This is a genomic window from Vibrio sp. A11, assembly GCF_013048705.1.
GTDB classification, from domain to species: Bacteria; Pseudomonadota; Gammaproteobacteria; order Enterobacterales; family Vibrionaceae; genus Vibrio; species Vibrio metschnikovii.
This window is the reverse complement of record NZ_VHSI01000005.1, coordinates 127,016-143,324: the sequence shown is the minus strand read 5'-3', so window position 1 is coordinate 143,324 and position 16,309 is coordinate 127,016. Positions and strand designations below refer to the sequence as shown.

Here is a 16,309-nt window from a genome sequence, read left to right as displayed (position 1 = left end):
GTCTTTTTTTCGGTTGAAATATGACTTTGCGATCCTGTTCAAAAATCATCATTAATGGCGATACAATAGCTATTTTTCCAATTCAATATTTCATTTTTAAAACTACAGTTAAAGGATTGGCTAAGTATAATTTACATTTTGTTACCTCTATAAGGCTGTTGTGTACATGCTTGTCCGCGAGAAATTCTCTCATCGATTGTTCAATAAAATACCTAAAGACAGCTTTAGCCAATTTCTTGCCAACGATAAGCTTTCATTATCGATCCTATTTCTATCTATGATCGTCGGGATACTCGCCGGACTGATCGCAACGTATTTCGAACTTGCCGTCCATTTCGTCTCTGAGTCACGCACCGAATGGTTAGTGGGTTCGATTACTTCACTGGTTCCTCTTTGGCTAGCCGCTTTTTTGATCAGCGCTGGACTAGCCTTAATCGGCTACTACCTCGTTCATCGATTCGCTCCTGAAGCCGCAGGCTCTGGTATACCAGAAATTGAAGGAGCAATGGATAACATTCGTCCAGTTCGCTGGTGGCGCGTTTTACCGGTTAAATTTATCGGCGGTATGGGCGCACTTGGCTCAGGTATGGTTTTGGGAAGAGAAGGTCCAACCGTACAAATGGGCGGTGCCGTGGGTCGAATGGTATCTGATGTTTTTCGAGTAAAAAACGATGATACTCGACACTCTTTGCTTGCTGCTGGGGCTGCTGGTGGTCTTGCCGCCGCGTTTAATGCGCCTCTTGCGGGCATTATGTTCGTATTGGAAGAGATGCGTCCACAATTTCGCTACAGCTTTATTTCTGTACGAAGTGTGATCATTGCAGCCGTGTCAGCCAATATTGTGTACCGAGTCATTAATGGCCAACAAGCGGTGATTACTTTGCCACAATATTCGGCCCCAGAATTGAGATCCCTACTGTTTTTCCTATTACTTGGCATATTATTCGGTGCTTTCGGCGTGCTCTTCAATAAACTGATCACCTTGAGTCAAGACCTCTTTGTTCGCATTCACCATAACCTCCGTCATCGTTACCTTCTTACTGGCTCACTACTTGGAGGATGCTTTGGTTTAACTCTGCTCTACATCCCTGAACTTACCGGTGGAGGTATTGGCTTAATCCCCTCAGTAGCGATGGGAGAGTATACGACCGGTATATTACTGTTATTGTTTTTAGGAAGGATTGTTACGACTCTACTCTGCTTCGGTTCTGGTGCTCCCGGTGGCATTTTTGCTCCCATGTTGGCATTAGGGACATTGTTTGGCTACGCCTTTGGTTTAATTGTTCAAAGCTGGTTTCCAGAGCTCAATATCGAACCAGGCATGTTTGCGATCGCCGGCATGGGAGCACTATTTGCTGCCACGGTTAGAGCACCGATCACTGGTATTTTATTGGTGATAGAAATGACTAATAATTACTATTTAATCTTACCATTAATCATTACCAGTCTCGGCGCAGTCATTTTTGCTCAGCTTTTAGGCGGCAAACCTATTTACAGCCAGCTGCTGCACAGAACCATCAAAAAAGAGAAACTGCGCCAACAAGAGTTACCCAATGGTCATTAGCTATAAATGTGATCATTTTGTGATAATCATCTAGTGATTGATTACCCATGTTAGACATAACTTGCTAGAATCGCCGCTGTTTTTATGGCTCGTTATGTGTCTCAATGGAGTGAACATTGCACTGGAAAAAATTACTGCATGTACAAAGCGTACCCGCTTCACAAGCAGCCTTGGCATTGGGCATTATTGGTTTAGGTCAAGCTTGGACACTCTACTCACCAACCTGGGGAGCTCTTTTCCATCCCTACTTTGCGCTGTTTGGTAGTTTATTATTACTGCCCGTTTTAGGTAAATATCTCACTAGTTATTCTTCATTTATTAATGATCTCCGTCATCCTCTACACGGCAGTTTAATGGCTCCAATGAGTATGGCACTATTAATTTTATGTGATTATTTAGCGGTTATTTCTCCAAGTATTGCTTATCCAATATGGGCTCTAGCCCTACTGTTGCACATGACCATGATGGTCCTGTTTTTTCGCTTTCAGCTCCTGAATTTTAAAATCTCCAATATTGTTCCCAGTTGGTTTCTCTACCCAGTCGGTCTGATTAGCAGTTCTCTTGCTGGGACACAATTTGGCCATACTGTTTTTTCTGAAACGCTGGTTAGTGTCTGTGTTGCTATCTATTTTGTGATGTTACCAGTGGTACTCTATCGCTTAGTCTTTGAAGGCATGCTGCCCAGACGGGCACGTCCAACCTTAGCGATCATGGCTGCGCCGATTAACCTTACTCTCGCCACCTATCTGGTCAATTTTGCTACCCCGGATCCGATCCTCACTGGTGCTTTAGCGGGTATTGCCATCACCATGACGCTATTAATTTATCTTTGTTATTTCAGACTATTGCGTTTAGCCTTTCAACCTTCAATTGCTGCGCTTACTTTTCCTTCGGTGATCAGCGCTATCGCGATGCATCGTTTAACCGATTATTTTTCAGAATTTTACCCACACTGGTACTGGCTACATCTGTTTGGTTTATTTGAACTTCTTGTCGCTACAGGACTCGTCGCTTGGGTTGTTTGGGGATACTGGAAAATGTATTGGCCATCCCCTCCCGTCATCGTAAAGTAAATCATCACCGACCGCGTCGATACTCAATATGGGCAAATAAACCATCATCGTTAACCATTGATAATTTATCATGATCGCTTGCCATAGACAGAACCATAAACCGCTCCTAAACTTAGAATAATTCAACAAAATAGGTGGCACGATAATGAGACAAACCAAACAATTAGCTCACCTAGTACTGTTGTTATTAACATTGATAGTAACAGTACCAACGTTTGCTCAATCCAACTTTCCTACCCAGCCACTGACTATGTTGATTGGTTTTAATCAAGGTGGCAGTACGGATATTCAAGGGCAAGTCCTCGCGAAAGTTCTTTCCGAAAAACTCGGCCAACCCGTTAATATTCTTTACCATCCTGGTGCTGGAGGAGCTTCAGCGGCAGCCATGCTGGCAAACAGTCGCGATCAAGGCTACACCTTTCAATTTGGACTTTCTCTGCCTTATACCTTCGCACCGTTAGCAACTCCGGCTTCTTACCAGTTAACCAGTTTTCGATACGTGGCTGGTATTACTCTTGATCAAATTGCTTTAGTCACTGGTCCTAATACTCCATTTGCTACGTGGAGCGAGTTTATTACTTATGCCAAAGCCAACCCCGGCTTAGTTTATGCGTCGCAAAACATTCAAGATCGATTCGTGATCAATCGAATCATGCGGCGTGAAGGCATTACATTACGTATTATGCCAACGACCGGAGGAGCGGGTATGGCTCCATTAATCCTTTCTGGGGATGCCGACCTTGCCTTTAGTGGCGGCACACATAGCGCTTATACTGACTCCGGACTAATGCGGGTCCTTGCCAGTTTGGCGGATGAAAGGCTTGCCCATTATCCACAAGTACCTAACTTAAGAGAACTCGGTTACGACGTAAGTATGCATGCGATCCGTGTGATTACCGTTCCAGCCAATACTCCTGACTATCAAGTCGATATTTTAGCCAAAGCGCTTCAATCAGTGACTCAAGACGCACGATTTAAAAAAGTCACAGAAGAGACAATAAAAATGCCCGTTATATTTATGAATGAATCCGCATTAATTGAATTATTCAACGCCCAAGTAAAAGAGTACAAACAATTAATTGCAGAGTCTCAATGAATAGTGCAATAGTGCAATAGTGCAATAGTTAGAATTATAAAATAATAAAATTTTCGGAGAGACACATTAATGCCTTCAAGCTCAGAAATAGGAAAAAAAAGCAAAACAAACAGGTGGGAACTCAAATTCACTACCCGAATTACTTTGCTATTTGGTTTTCTAAGCTTGTTTACCCTTCTTATTTCCATGTTTTATTCAATACGTACTGCAGAAATCAGTTTGCATTCAGAAATTGAAAATAGTTTAGCGCAGCGACAAAGAACCGTACAAAGTTTAATAGAAAATCGTCTAGATTTATTAGAGGTTTATTTACACACGACTGCATCTAATCAAGTGTTCACTTCATTAACTGGTGAGAACTTTGAGTTTAATAACATTGCTGAAGATATGATCTATATGTTTCAAGATTCAGCATTAGGAGCAAACCTTGATATTTTCTTTTTAACCGATTCCTCGGGCAAGGTTTTAATGGATGCAGGACTCCCTTTATACAATATTGAACCAATGTTAAATTCATTACGCTCTCCTCTACATTACACAAGTGAATGGGCATTAGTGCATAGTCCAAATTTAACCGCCTTACTGAAAGCGACTCCAATTTTTGACCCTGCAAGCATTCAATTACGAGGCTATATGTTTATTGGTTTGGCGATTGGTCAAAACCGAAGTTTTATTCAGACTCTCGCTGAACGGGCCGATTTAGATGCTCTTTCTATTCATTATCAGCAAGCAAGACTGATTCAATACAGTCCAAGTATCGCGCTTCCAGCACATTCTAGTGAAGAAAAAACTTCATCACAGATGCGTGCTTATGAAAATCTATATCTATTAAATGCAACCCTGAACATTAACAATAAAGCATATCCCTTAAACTTAAAAATGGGTATCGATAAGCAGAGATTTACTTCTGTCTCTGAACATTATTGGCAAACGTTCTTTTTATTATCTGGTGTTTTTTTACTGCTGCTGATTCTTGCCGCTTGGCTTTTACATCTAAGTCATAGCCGAGCGATAAGCCAATTGACCGACTATATTCAAGGTATTCAAAAAGGACTAAGAGTATCATTTTCTCCTACTGGAATATATGAATACAATCAAGTGGGAGATGCGATGCAGCATATGGTGGAAAATCTAAAAATTGCCGCCACGGTATTTGAGTCAGCCGAAGGTATGGTTGTGACCGATGAAAAAAAACACATTCTTAGAGTGAACCAAGCATTTACTGATATTACCGGTTACCAACCAAAAGATGTACTAGGCCATCATATAAAAGTCATTCGCTCGGGTCGTCATAATCAAAGCTTTTACGATGAACTTGAATTGCAATTAAAAACACAAGGTTCATGGCAAGGTGAAATCTTTAATAAACGTAAAAATGGAGAAGAGTATCTACAGTGGACAATGATCACTGCCGTCATCAGTGATCATGAAGATGAAATCATTAATTATGTGATCACGTTAATTGATATCACTCAACGTAAAGCCGCAGAAAGCAAAATAAAACAGCTCGCCTTCTATGACCAATTAACTGGATTACCTAACCGTCAGTTATTAATGGAGCGCTTAGAATCAGCTCGACTAAATAGCCAAAGAAATGGCCAGTACGGTGCAATTTTATATTTAGACTTGGATGATTTTAAAACTCTAAATGATACTCGAGGCCATGATACTGGCGATAAATTTTTAACCTTAGTCAGTCAACGATTACTTGACTGTGTACGTAGAACGGACACCGTTGCTCGAATCGGTGGCGATGAGTTTGTGATCATTCTTGAACAACTGGATTCGGATTTAGACATCGCCTCTAAACGTGCTGATTTATTGTGCAGAAAGATTCTTGATACATTATCTAAGCCTTATTACATTGATAATATTGAACATTTTAGCACATTAAGTATCGGCGTTACCCTTTTCCTCGGTGAGACCAAAGGGATTGATGAATTACTTAAGCATGCCGACTTAGCCATGTACCAGGCTAAAGGAGCGGGTCGCAATACACATCGATTCTTTAATCCAGAAATGCAAGCCAAAGTGTTAGAGCATGCAGCCATGGCCAATGATATTCGCCACGCCTTAACTCGTAATGAATTCACTTTATACTATCAACCACAAGTCACCCATGATGGTCAACTTACTGGCGCTGAAGCCCTTATTCGTTGGCAACATCCTAAACAGGGGACAATTTCACCAATAGAGTTTATTCCTATTGCTGAAGAAACCGGGTTAATTCTTCCTTTAGGCGAGTGGGTATTAGATCAAGCTTGCCAAGTCCTTGCTGTATGGCAAAACTCACCGCTCACTGACTCGCTGGTTCTCGCCATTAATATCAGTGCCAAGCAATTCCATCAAACTGGTTTTGTTCAGCAAGTTCTAGAAGCGTTGCAACGTTATAGAGCGAATCCTCATCGACTCAAGCTGGAACTCACAGAAAGTATGCTTCATGAAGATCTTGAAGATACCATCACAAAAATGTCGCAACTAAAAAAATATGGGGTGAGTTTTTCTCTCGATGATTTCGGAACGGGTTACTCATCACTCAACTACTTAAAACGATTACCTTTAGATCAACTCAAAATTGATAAATCTTTTGTGCGTGATTTACTCACCAATAGTCATGATGCGGATATTGCTCGTACGATTGTCTCATTGGCGAAAAGCATGAACTTAGCGGTGATTGCTGAAGGCGTCGAAACACAAGAACAAAGACTGGCTCTCGCTAGCTACGGTTGTTTGGATTTCCAAGGCTATTTATTTTCTCGTCCTGTCCCTCTCGAAGCCTTCCCATTTAATTATCCTGATGGTATTCCGACAACAGCCAAAACAAATTAACGCAACTCTGTGGTTAATATTATCAGAAACCGGCTTTGATAGATTTGGATACTGGGTAGACAGACGTCAAAGATAAACTGGAGGCTTTCTTGCAAATGGTAAACGGTTATGAGAGGAAAAAAATTTATTAAACATAAAGATAAAAAAACAGCGCATCTAAGCGCTTTATTTGATAACTTCTGACGGATTTTAGTAAGCTTGGAGCGTGCGGCGGGAATCGAACCCGCATCATCAGCTTGGAAGGCTGAGGTAATAGCCATTATACGACGCACGCTTTGTTTGGTCTGGCTTGCTTACGGGGTGTATATTGCCACAGTTATAAGAAAAGAAAAGCCTTTTTTTAGAATTTCAGTTTGTTTGCTTGTAAAATAAACAAATTGATTTCAATGGGTTAAGTTTTAATCTTGTCAGGTCAAATGAGAGGCATTTTTTCTCCCGAAATGTCAATTTTGTTCGCCTAATCAGCCCTATTCCATCATCCACAGAAATAGTTCATGCTTCTACTAAACCACTATCAATTATTTTCTTCAATCGAATGTGAAAAGTGATTCCAATCACACCGATATTGGTTATAATCCGCGCGCTTTGTGATTTGTGTTGATAATTGCAAACTAATTTTTAACTAATGCCGTTGGCATTTTCCTGAACTGACCTTTGAGTATCCCAACTAATGAGCAAGATTGATAAAGCGCTACGTATTCTTCTAGCTGGTTTTTGTATCAACCTTTGTCTTGGCATCCTATATGCTTGGAGCGTATTTAATAAAGCGCTCGTCAATGATTTTGGCTGGAGTGCAGCCGATGCTTCGTCCCCTTATGCACTTGCCACTATCGCTTTCTCGGTTTCATTGCTGATCGCTGGTGTCTTACAAGATAAGATGGGACCCCGTAATATTCTTATTCTTGGTACCTCGTTAACCGGATTAGGCATGATTGCCTCCGGATTTGTTTCATCGGTTGCTATGCTCAATATCACTTTTGGGATCATCACTGGTGCCGGCATTGGCTTTGGTTATGCTTGTCTATCACCATCGGCCATGAAGTGGTTTCATCCTTCAAAGAAAGGGATGGTTAATGGATTAATTGCTGCTGGATTTGGCTTAGCCGCTATTTATCTTGCTCCTTTAACCTCAGCACTGATCACTCATTATGGTATTCAAACTAGCTTTATTTTACTGGGTATTGGTGTACTGGTCATTGCAGTACCGTTAGCATGCACCATCAATAATCCGCCAAGTGATTACGTGCCCGCTGAACCAACATTAAAAGCTGGTCAGCAAGCGAAAAAAGTTTCTATCAATAATGATATGACATGGCGAGCCATGCTAAGAACTCCACAGTTTTACGCCTTATGGGTCATGTATGCCTTAGCCGCATCGGTCGGCTTAATGATTATTGGTAATATAACCAATATCGCCAGCGTACAAGCAAGCTTACCTAATGCCGTTTATCTTGCCTCTATTTTAGCGATTTTCAACTCAGGTGGGCGCATTGCTGCAGGTGTATTGTCCGACAAAATCGGCGGCGTAAAAACTCTACTGATCGCCTTTTTACTGCAAGGAGCCAATATGATGTTGTTTGCTCAATTTGATTCTGAATGGACACTGATCATCGGTACTGCTATCGCCGCTGTCGGTTACGGTACGTTACTTGCTGTCTTCCCATCGATCACTGCTGAATTTTATGGCTTGAAAAATTACGGCACCAACTATGGCGTTCTTTATACCTCATGGGGTATTGGTGGCGCAATTGGCGCAGCCGTGGTCGGCTACTCGATGACCCATGGTGGCGATTATCAGCTGGCTTACAGTATCTCAGCCGCGATGATGGCACTGTGTATTTTGCTGGCTTTAGTAACCAAACCCATTACTCGCCCCGAAGTATTAGAGTTGAAAACCGCTTAATCTTGCGGCTCAACATTTTCCCCTAAAAAAACGCGCTGCTCTAAAAAGGCAGCGCGTTTTTATATACTCGGACACTCTAAAACCAAGGTTTACGACTCAGAATATAGGTCTGCTCGAACTCTTCATCGGACCTCGTCACATAAATAAGAAACTCAACAAAAGCGATAATCCCAATGATCGCTGAAGGGATACCAAGTAACAAAAAGCCTAACAGAAAGGCAAACAACATGATCAACCCCTGTTTGATATACCCTAAGTAAAACTTATGTACCCCTAGCGAGCCGAAGAAAAACGCCAGTAAAGCGGCCACAATTTTCTTCGATGATTTACTACTCGGTAATGGATAAATCGCTGTGGCTTGACCATCCTGAACAAAAAAATCAACAGTAAGACCAATTTTTGGTCCTTGTTCGCCTTTCCACTCGTATATTGTCAGTGGATATCGATTACCGTCCTCACCGGAAATAAGCCCAGTGTGGTCGAACTGATTGAAATCAATAACAGTGCCTTTCATTTTTACTTACACCTCAGATAATGAATGTTGCCATCTCTGCACATTCCCAAAACAGGGTATATACTAACCATGAATAGCCAGTAACTCCCAACTCACGTAAGCAACCGGAGGTGTGAGATGAACATTAGAGATAACATTGATGCTTTAGAGCAACAAATTTATGTTGCGTGTTCAGAAGGTGATTTCCAAACGGTCAACCACCTTGAAAAACAGTTAGAGCAACTTCGAGGGAAAATGGAGCATCCTTTCGATGAAGACCCTTATGCACTCGAAGGAAGAACGTTTATTGACGATGATTGGCGATAAATAACGCAAGGGAGTCATTGGCTCCCTTGCTATATCACACTAAAAAAAGCGGATTCGACTGCGTCCACTTTCGTTATCCAGTTGATCATCAACGACTGATGTATCGACACCTTTTTTGCTTGTCTTATTCTTAATCTTATTTTTTGCTTTCTTTTGGTCAGTTTGACGGTTTGAGCTCTGAGTGAGCTTAGATTGCGTATTTTTAGCTTTAGGTGCCGAAGGCGTGGCTTTTTTCTTAGTTGGCGCTTTTTCTGCACTTAATGGACGTTCAATCGTTTCCGTCACTGGCGCATCACAGATCACCAGATAATATTCTTGATTGAACTCAATCAAATCACCATCGTACAATTTACGACGTTTGCGCGCTTCTAGTTCGCCATTCACCGCAACGTAGCCTTCAGCGATGACATGCTTCGCTTCTCCACCACCGCTCACTGCATTCGCTAATTTGAGTACTTTGTATAATTCAATCGGCTGATTATCGACTTCTACGCCAATCGCTTCAATTTCTACTTCTTGCTGGTCGTCAACACTCTGACTCATGATCATTTCTCATTCAATATTTCGCGCTAGTGTATACCGAATACACTCACAGACAAGACCAGAAACAGGGCTTGTCATACCTATCTTAGCCAACAAGACTGTCGATTAGGCGGTATCATGACTTATTTTAGGGCTTCATCGCCATTTCTTTAGCAATTAAACGTAATAAAAAGGTTTCTCTTTCAATGCTCATGCCTTTTTTATCACTGCTGGCAATTGTCTGCTCATTATGAGCAATCGCTTGATGGATATTCACCCACATCGGCCGCATGCCATTTTTTATTTCATAATCTTCAAAACGAGTATCACCTAACTGACGATCAGCTTTACAAGTATAACAGTAGGAGATCATATGCATCACATCCGCATCATCTCGATACCAAGGACGAAATTCTTCATAAATACCATAAGGTTGAATATGGTGAATATTGTTAGCACCCGTCTCCTCTTCGAGCTCACGGACTAAGCCTTGAATAATATCTTCATGCTCATCAATGCCCCCACCAGGTAAGGTGTAATCATGATAACGCTCAGTATAGAGCAGCAAAATATCATCGCCATCGGTAACGATCGCTCGTGCAGCTTGGCGTTGGACAATAGTGTGTTGACTGAGTTCCGTCACCTCGGGATGCGTCGCGGTGTGTAAATGTTTCATAAACTACCTTATTATTTCTTAATGACCGATTTTATCATGATCCTTAACGCGGCGTGAGACTCGCTCTGTGTTTTTCTGAATAGATAGAAACGACAACGATTATCATTGCCGAATGATTCATTTACCGCTAAGGTAATAGAGAAAATGATTCCCTACTTTGATGAATAAATATGGCAACTCAAGAAAAACAACGTGACTTCTATCGGGTTACAGTCACCGAGACCAAGCGTCTTTCTCCGAACATTCAACGTATTACGCTACAAGGCGACACGATTGCCCATTTTGGTGAACAAAGTGTTGGCGGCTATTTTAAATTGGTTTTTACCCCACAAGGTGATCCTGATCTCTCGCGTTTAACCCCAACCGAGCGACCGATTTTACGCACTTATACGATTCGTGAATTCAACCCTCATAGCAATCAAATGACGGTCGACTTCGTCCGACATATTACCGAGGATCTATCCTGTGGCTTTGCCGCTCGCTGGGCAGAAAACGCAAAAGTGGGAGATGAAGTATTCATCGCCGGACCAGGTAAAAGCCAGGGCCCGAATTGGGCAGCCGACTGGGTCTGTCTAGCTGCTGATATGACAGCACTTCCTGCTCTAGCAACAACACTAACGAGCTTAGACCCAAAAACTCAAGGCTATGCCGTAATTGAAATTTCTCATCCTGACGATCAACAACCTTTAGTTGCTCCACCAGGAGTCAAAATCATCTGGGCTCATACTGATCAGGGGGAGACATTAACTCAGACGGTAAAAGCTCAACCTTGGTTGGCGGGACTTTGCACCGTTTGGTGTGCTTGTGAATTTGAATCAATGCGTGAACTTCGTCAATATTTTCGCAATGACAAGCAAGTGGAACGCGATCATATATACATCAGCAGCTATTGGAAAAATGGCGTGACGGAAGATGGACATAAAGTGCTAAAACGAGAAGACGCAGAAGCCAATAGTTGAGGCTAACTGACTTCTGCCTATCATTGGTTTAGGCTTAATTAAAACGCGGCTTGATACTCTACTTATATCCCGTCGCGTTTTATCATTTTTAATCGTCGTAGCATGGTTCCTGCATCGTCAACAAAGATTCAATCACAATGGCATCGTGACGCCAATAACTTATCTCCGTATCGATTAATCCACCTTGTGCATCATACCTCACTCGCTCAATAACCATCGCTGGCGTTCCTTGCGTTGTACGCAACGCTTGTGCCATCTCCCCCAACAGAGATCGACTGGTAATACGATAGCGTATCGTTGCACACTCGGTAAAAAAGTGTTGCTGATAAAGCAAGGTCAGTGATTGGCTTAACTCTAAAGTCAGTAAATTCGGAAAACGCTCTGGGCTTAGATAATTGGTCACAAAAGCAACTGGTCTCTGCTCTAAGCAACGGACACGCTCAAGATGATACACTTCTGAAAAAGGCTTGAGCTGCAATAAACGACTGGCCTGCGGATTGGCTAAACTACTTTTAGCCGTGAGCAATTGAACCGTTGGAACACGTTGCTGAGTTTTTGCCAATTGTTCAAACGTTAGATTTTGCGTTGGGTCATAACGCAGTGGCGAAGGAGAAATAAACCAACCACGGCGATCTTCTCGATAAATCCGCCCTTCGGCCTCAAGTAAAGAGAGTGCCTCACGCAACGTTACCCTTGTGGTTGAGAATGATTCAGCCAGCTTACGTTCCGAAGGCAGTTTTTGTCTGGCGGATAACTGACCAGAGCTTATCTGTTCGATGATAATGTCTTTAATCGCTAAATACTGCACGATAGTCCTTGATTGAAATGATAGTGCTGATATGCATATCGACCGCGCTAAATGTAGAGTCTAACCATACCTGACATGTCGATAGTAGCGCAAAAATGTAAAACTATGGGCATATAGATTGTATTTTCTCTCCATTCGGTTTATGTTCTATAACACAATAGGTGCCAAGCGGTACCATTAAATCAGTTTCTATGCCGCCCTGATACGTTCAGGGCGGTATTTCTTTTTGGAGAAAATAAAATGCCAAACAATAATAACGCGATTATCGTGTCCACTCTGGATATGGATCGAATTAGCGCACTGATGGACAAACTACCTAAGTTGTCTAAAGAATTAGAACGTCTAGAAAATGAACTCGACAGAGCCACTGTTTTAAACCCGGAAGAGATCCCTGCGGATGTCGTCACTATGAACTCTACCGTGAAATTTAAGTTTCAAGGCAGCGACGATGTGATGCAAAAAACCTTGGTGTACCCTCATGATGTGAAGGGTAATGATGATATTTCTATCTTCGCTCCCGTTGGTAGCGCACTACTTGGACTTTCTAAAGGCCAACAACTGACTTGGCCAATGCCAAATGGCGTTGAGCGGACCATCGAAATCATCGATATTATCGATCAACCTGAGCGCAACGGCGAATATAACCGCTAAACGCTTTGACCTGATGCAAAGGCTAACTTTGCATCAGGTTTTACCTACCCCAATTAAGCCAGCAAAATCGTTTTTAATTCGTGTAATGAAGCCACTTCATAGTGCGCGTCGATACCACTTGGTTTTGGATGTTGATGAGTATTCAACCAGCATGTCTCAAGTCCAAAGTTCAATCCACCTAAAATATCAGAGTGTGGATTATCCCCCACCATTAATACTTTTTCCTTAGCTGGGTGGCCCATCATTTCCATGGCATAGGCAAAAATGCCCGCATCCGGTTTAGCAATACCAATCTGTTCTGAAATCACGATATGCTCGAAATAGTGCTTCATGCCGGTTTTGGTTAATCGAACATCTTGTAGCTCGGTAAATCCATTCGTGATGATGCCAAGCTTTGCTTTACCACGTAACGCCTCCAATAATTCTCGGGCCCCTGGTAACAAAGTACAGATGTCCGCCATCGCGGTCAAAAATGCGCTGTTTAATTCAGCCGGCGTGGTATCCAATTTTGTTGCCCAGAGTTCGAATCGCGTGTGCTTTAGCTGTTCTGCCGTAATATCACCATTTTGGTAGTCCACCCATAAAGGCTTATTAACTTCTTGATATTCCATAAAATCTTGCTCAGTGAAATCCACGCCTTTACGGGAGAACATCAACTGCATTCCTTTAAAAGAATCAAAATGGAATAAGGTTTCATCCGCATCAAACAAAATCCAATCGTACTTCATCATTTACTCCTCAAATTTGCTGAGCAAGTGTAGATTGTTTTTAATAAGATGTTAATCTCATATTAGATCCGTTAACTGATTAAGGAGCAGAGTGATGAAAAAGATTGCTGTGATATTAAGTGGATGCGGGGTTTTCGATGGCGCTGAAATTCATGAGTCGGTACTTGCCCTTTATGCGATTGAAAAACAAGGTGCGCAATGGGCCTGTTTTGCACCGAATGTTGAGCAAACGCAAGTAGTTAACCATCTCACTGGTGAGATCATGTCTGAAACTCGGAACGTACTGGTTGAATCAGCAAGATTGACTCGTGGTAAAGTACAAGACATTGCGGAGCTCAATGTTCAAGATTTTGATGCATTACTGCTCCCAGGTGGATTCGGCGTCGCCAAAAACCTCAGCGATTTTGCCACCAAAGGAGCCAACTGCACGCTCAATGAGCAAGTCGCTAAGGTCTGCCATGCCTTTGCTCAAAGTGGTAAACCCGCCGGTTATTTATGCATCTCCCCTGCACTCATCCCGCTTATTTATCCAACCGGAGTAGAAGGCACCATTGGCCATGACCAACAAACGGCCAATGCATTTAATCAAATGGGCGGAGAACACGTGAATTGTCCCGTTGATGATTATGTTTACGATCAACGTCATAACGTTCTCTCGACTCCAGCTTATATGCTGGCCGAAAATCTATCACAAGCAGCACTCGGCATTGATCGATTAATTAAACGTTTAATTCAGTTGGCCTAAAGCGAGTCACTTTTATTCGAGACCAATAACATTAACTTACTATGCTTGATATACCGCTGAAGATATCCCTTTTCGGCGGTATTTTTTATTGCTGATTTGACTGTATATCGAAACTACTTTGATTTTTAGCAATGTGCAGCGCCAGTGATAAATTTGTCTGGTGTAAATGCTAACCATCGTAGATTGATAGTTGGTGAGAGCGAGGATATCTCTCACTATCATTTGGTATACGGAGTAGACAAACCTACAGCAGCTTCCCCCCTTTCTACTTGAAGCTGCAGCGGTGTTGGCTACGTTCGTTCACCTCAATCACATAGCCTGTCTATGCTCATGGGGGCTCAGTCACTTGCTGCCTTCCTGCAACTCCAAGTAGTTTGAGTATATAAATAGTAGCAATAATTTGGGCTATTATATTTATTACACATTAATTAGGCTCTCTGAGCCTACGGATCAACAACACATAATAAAGGCACTATAATTGAGTTTGCTAACACGAGCAAAATAATAATATTTCATTAATGACATTATTTTTTTATACGACAATATATCCTTTGTCAGCTGGCGCTTACTTTCAACAAAGGATATTAACCATGAAATATGGCACCTCAAAAAAACAACTACCTGAATTTATTCAACAACGATTAGATTTATTTATTAACGACCTTATTGATAGTAATAATAATGGCAAACATTTGGTTCTAGGCAAGCGTCCGAGCACTAATGATATTATTTTACAGAGTAATGATTACCTTAGTTTATCTCATCATCCGCTCATTAAGGCTCACTTAAAACAAGCCATCGATGATAGTACCGATAGTGTGTTTATGTCGGCGATCTTTTTACAAGATGAGGCTGACAAACCTGATCTTGAGCAACAGCTTGCCCAATTTGCTCAATTTGATACGTGTCTACTTTCGCAGTCTGGTTGGAATGCGAATACCGCACTATTACAAACGATCTGCTCAGCCGATACCAACGTCTATATCGACTTTTTTGCTCATATGTCACTTTGGGAGGGAGCTCGCTATGCCAATGCTCATCTGCACCCTTTTATGCATAATCACTGTGATCATTTAGTGAAGCTCATTAAACGTCATGGACCCGGATTGATCGTGGTCGATTCTATCTATAGTACAATTGGTACTGTCGCCCCATTAGCAGATTTAGTTGCGATAGCTAAACAGTATGGTTGCGCTATTTTAGTTGATGAGTCCCATTCACTCGGTACTCATGGTCCTAAAGGTGCCGGTTTGCTCGCTGAACTTGGTTTATCATCACAGGTTGATTTTATGACGGTGAGTTTAGCGAAAAGCTTTGCTTATCGAGCTGGCGCTATCTGGGCGAATAACCATGTTGATCGCTGTTTACCTTTTGTCGGTTATCCCGCGATCTTTAGCTCGACAATTCTGCCTTATGAAGTCGCAGCGCTCAGTGCTACGTTATCGGTAATCCAATCGGCGGATGAAAGAAGAAAACAACTTTTTCGTCACAGTGAGCAGTTACGCCATGGCTTACTTGAACTTGGTTTTACGATTCGTAGTCAATCGCAAATTATTGCTTTAGAAACAGGCGATGAACGTAATACCGAAAATGTTCGTGATTTTCTAGAGAATAATGGCGTATTTGGCGCAGTCTTTTGTCGCCCTGCCACGGCAAAAAATAAAAACATTATTCGATTATCGTTAAACAGCTCACTAAAAGACTCTGACATTCAAAAAATTCTCTCAGTCTGTGAGTCTGCGATACACAATAAGCAACTCTATTTTAAATAATTAAAGATCGATTCAAGGAAAGAGAATTATACCCAAACAACTTGGAGTTGCAGGTAGGCGGCAAGTGAGTGCATATCCATGAGCATAGGCAGACTATGTGATTGGGGTGAACGAACGCAGCCAACACCGCTGCAGCTTAAAGGAGGAAGGATATATAGGATAC

At 42.0% G+C, this 16,309-nt stretch carries 15 protein-coding genes and 1 tRNA gene; 10 read left to right on the top strand and 6 right to left on the bottom strand.

What is annotated here, in order from left to right; all coding sequences use genetic code 11:
* The first annotated feature begins 166 nt into the window (after positions 1–166).
* From clcA to FKQ60_RS07355, 4 genes are all read left to right on the top strand, one after another.
* A complete protein-coding gene (gene clcA / locus FKQ60_RS07370) occupies positions 167–1,564 on the top strand; it encodes a H(+)/Cl(-) exchange transporter ClcA (RefSeq protein ID WP_004396480.1) in 1,398 nt (465 codons plus the stop codon).
* A gap of 116 nt (positions 1,565–1,680) precedes the next feature.
* Complete coding sequence (locus FKQ60_RS07365) at positions 1,681–2,637, top strand: TDT family transporter (protein WP_004396481.1); 957 nt, start codon at positions 1,681–1,683, stop codon at positions 2,635–2,637.
* 145 nt (positions 2,638–2,782) lie between these two features.
* Positions 2,783–3,733, top strand: a complete 951-nt coding sequence (locus tag FKQ60_RS07360) for a tripartite tricarboxylate transporter substrate binding protein (protein WP_158145045.1) — start codon at positions 2,783–2,785, stop codon at positions 3,731–3,733.
* A 219-nt stretch (positions 3,734–3,952) separates the two neighbouring features.
* Positions 3,953–6,562, top strand: coding sequence for an EAL domain-containing protein (locus FKQ60_RS07355; protein ID WP_170906247.1), 2,610 nt, complete (start codon positions 3,953–3,955; stop codon positions 6,560–6,562).
* A 199-nt stretch (positions 6,563–6,761) separates the two neighbouring features.
* Here FKQ60_RS07355 and FKQ60_RS07350 read toward each other — a convergent pair.
* A tRNA-Gly gene (locus tag FKQ60_RS07350) sits at positions 6,762–6,836 on the bottom strand.
* A gap of 396 nt (positions 6,837–7,232) precedes the next feature.
* On the opposite strand from FKQ60_RS07350, the gene FKQ60_RS07345 reads away from it, so the two are divergent.
* Complete coding sequence (locus tag FKQ60_RS07345; RefSeq protein ID WP_170906246.1) at positions 7,233–8,465, top strand: OFA family MFS transporter; 1,233 nt, start codon at positions 7,233–7,235, stop codon at positions 8,463–8,465.
* 76 nt (positions 8,466–8,541) lie between these two features.
* Here FKQ60_RS07345 and FKQ60_RS07340 read toward each other — a convergent pair whose 3' ends face one another.
* Complete coding sequence (locus FKQ60_RS07340) at positions 8,542–8,979, bottom strand: TM2 domain-containing protein (RefSeq protein WP_154171112.1); 438 nt, start codon at positions 8,977–8,979, stop codon at positions 8,542–8,544.
* A gap of 117 nt (positions 8,980–9,096) precedes the next feature.
* Here FKQ60_RS07340 and FKQ60_RS07335 point away from each other — a divergent pair, with 117 nt between their 5' ends.
* Entirely contained in the window at positions 9,097–9,285 is a 189-nt protein-coding gene (locus FKQ60_RS07335) for a hypothetical protein (protein WP_004396488.1), read from the top strand.
* 39 nt (positions 9,286–9,324) lie between these two features.
* On the opposite strand, the gene FKQ60_RS07330 is transcribed toward FKQ60_RS07335, so the two are convergent.
* Both FKQ60_RS07330 and FKQ60_RS07325 read right to left on the bottom strand, forming a co-directional pair.
* The gene (locus FKQ60_RS07330; RefSeq protein WP_161425399.1) at positions 9,325–9,828 is read right to left on the bottom strand and encodes an RNA-binding S4 domain-containing protein; all 504 of its coding nucleotides are present in this window, start codon (positions 9,826–9,828) and stop codon (positions 9,325–9,327) included.
* Between the two features lie 127 nt (positions 9,829–9,955).
* The gene (locus FKQ60_RS07325) at positions 9,956–10,483 is read right to left on the bottom strand and encodes an NUDIX hydrolase (RefSeq protein ID WP_004396491.1); all 528 of its coding nucleotides are present in this window, start codon (positions 10,481–10,483) and stop codon (positions 9,956–9,958) included.
* Positions 10,484–10,653: 170 nt separating this feature from the next.
* Between FKQ60_RS07325 and FKQ60_RS07320 the strand changes: the two genes are divergently transcribed.
* Positions 10,654–11,442 (top strand): siderophore-interacting protein, encoded by a 789-nt coding sequence (locus FKQ60_RS07320; RefSeq protein WP_004396493.1) that lies wholly within the window; start codon positions 10,654–10,656, stop codon positions 11,440–11,442.
* Positions 11,443–11,530: 88 nt separating this feature from the next.
* On the opposite strand, the gene phnR is transcribed toward FKQ60_RS07320, so the two are convergent.
* Positions 11,531–12,250 carry a phosphonate utilization transcriptional regulator PhnR gene (gene phnR, locus FKQ60_RS07315; protein WP_161438268.1) on the bottom strand — a complete coding sequence of 240 codons (720 nt, stop codon included), beginning with the start codon at positions 12,248–12,250 and terminating at the stop codon, positions 11,531–11,533.
* Positions 12,251–12,490: 240 nt separating this feature from the next.
* On the opposite strand from phnR, the gene rnk reads away from it, so the two are divergent.
* Positions 12,491–12,901, top strand: a complete 411-nt coding sequence (gene rnk / locus FKQ60_RS07310) for a nucleoside diphosphate kinase regulator (RefSeq protein WP_004396497.1) — start codon at positions 12,491–12,493, stop codon at positions 12,899–12,901.
* A 53-nt stretch (positions 12,902–12,954) separates the two neighbouring features.
* On the opposite strand, the gene yjjG is transcribed toward rnk, so the two are convergent.
* The gene (gene yjjG / locus FKQ60_RS07305) at positions 12,955–13,629 is read right to left on the bottom strand and encodes a pyrimidine 5'-nucleotidase (RefSeq protein ID WP_004396500.1); all 675 of its coding nucleotides are present in this window, start codon (positions 13,627–13,629) and stop codon (positions 12,955–12,957) included.
* Positions 13,630–13,723: 94 nt separating this feature from the next.
* On the opposite strand from yjjG, the gene elbB reads away from it, so the two are divergent.
* Complete coding sequence (gene elbB, locus FKQ60_RS07300) at positions 13,724–14,374, top strand: isoprenoid biosynthesis glyoxalase ElbB (protein WP_161425397.1); 651 nt, start codon at positions 13,724–13,726, stop codon at positions 14,372–14,374.
* 590 nt (positions 14,375–14,964) lie between these two features.
* A complete protein-coding gene (cqsA, locus tag FKQ60_RS07295) occupies positions 14,965–16,146 on the top strand; it encodes an alpha-hydroxyketone-type quorum-sensing autoinducer synthase (RefSeq protein ID WP_004396503.1) in 1,182 nt (393 codons plus the stop codon).
* The last annotated feature ends 163 nt before the right edge of the window (positions 16,147–16,309 follow it).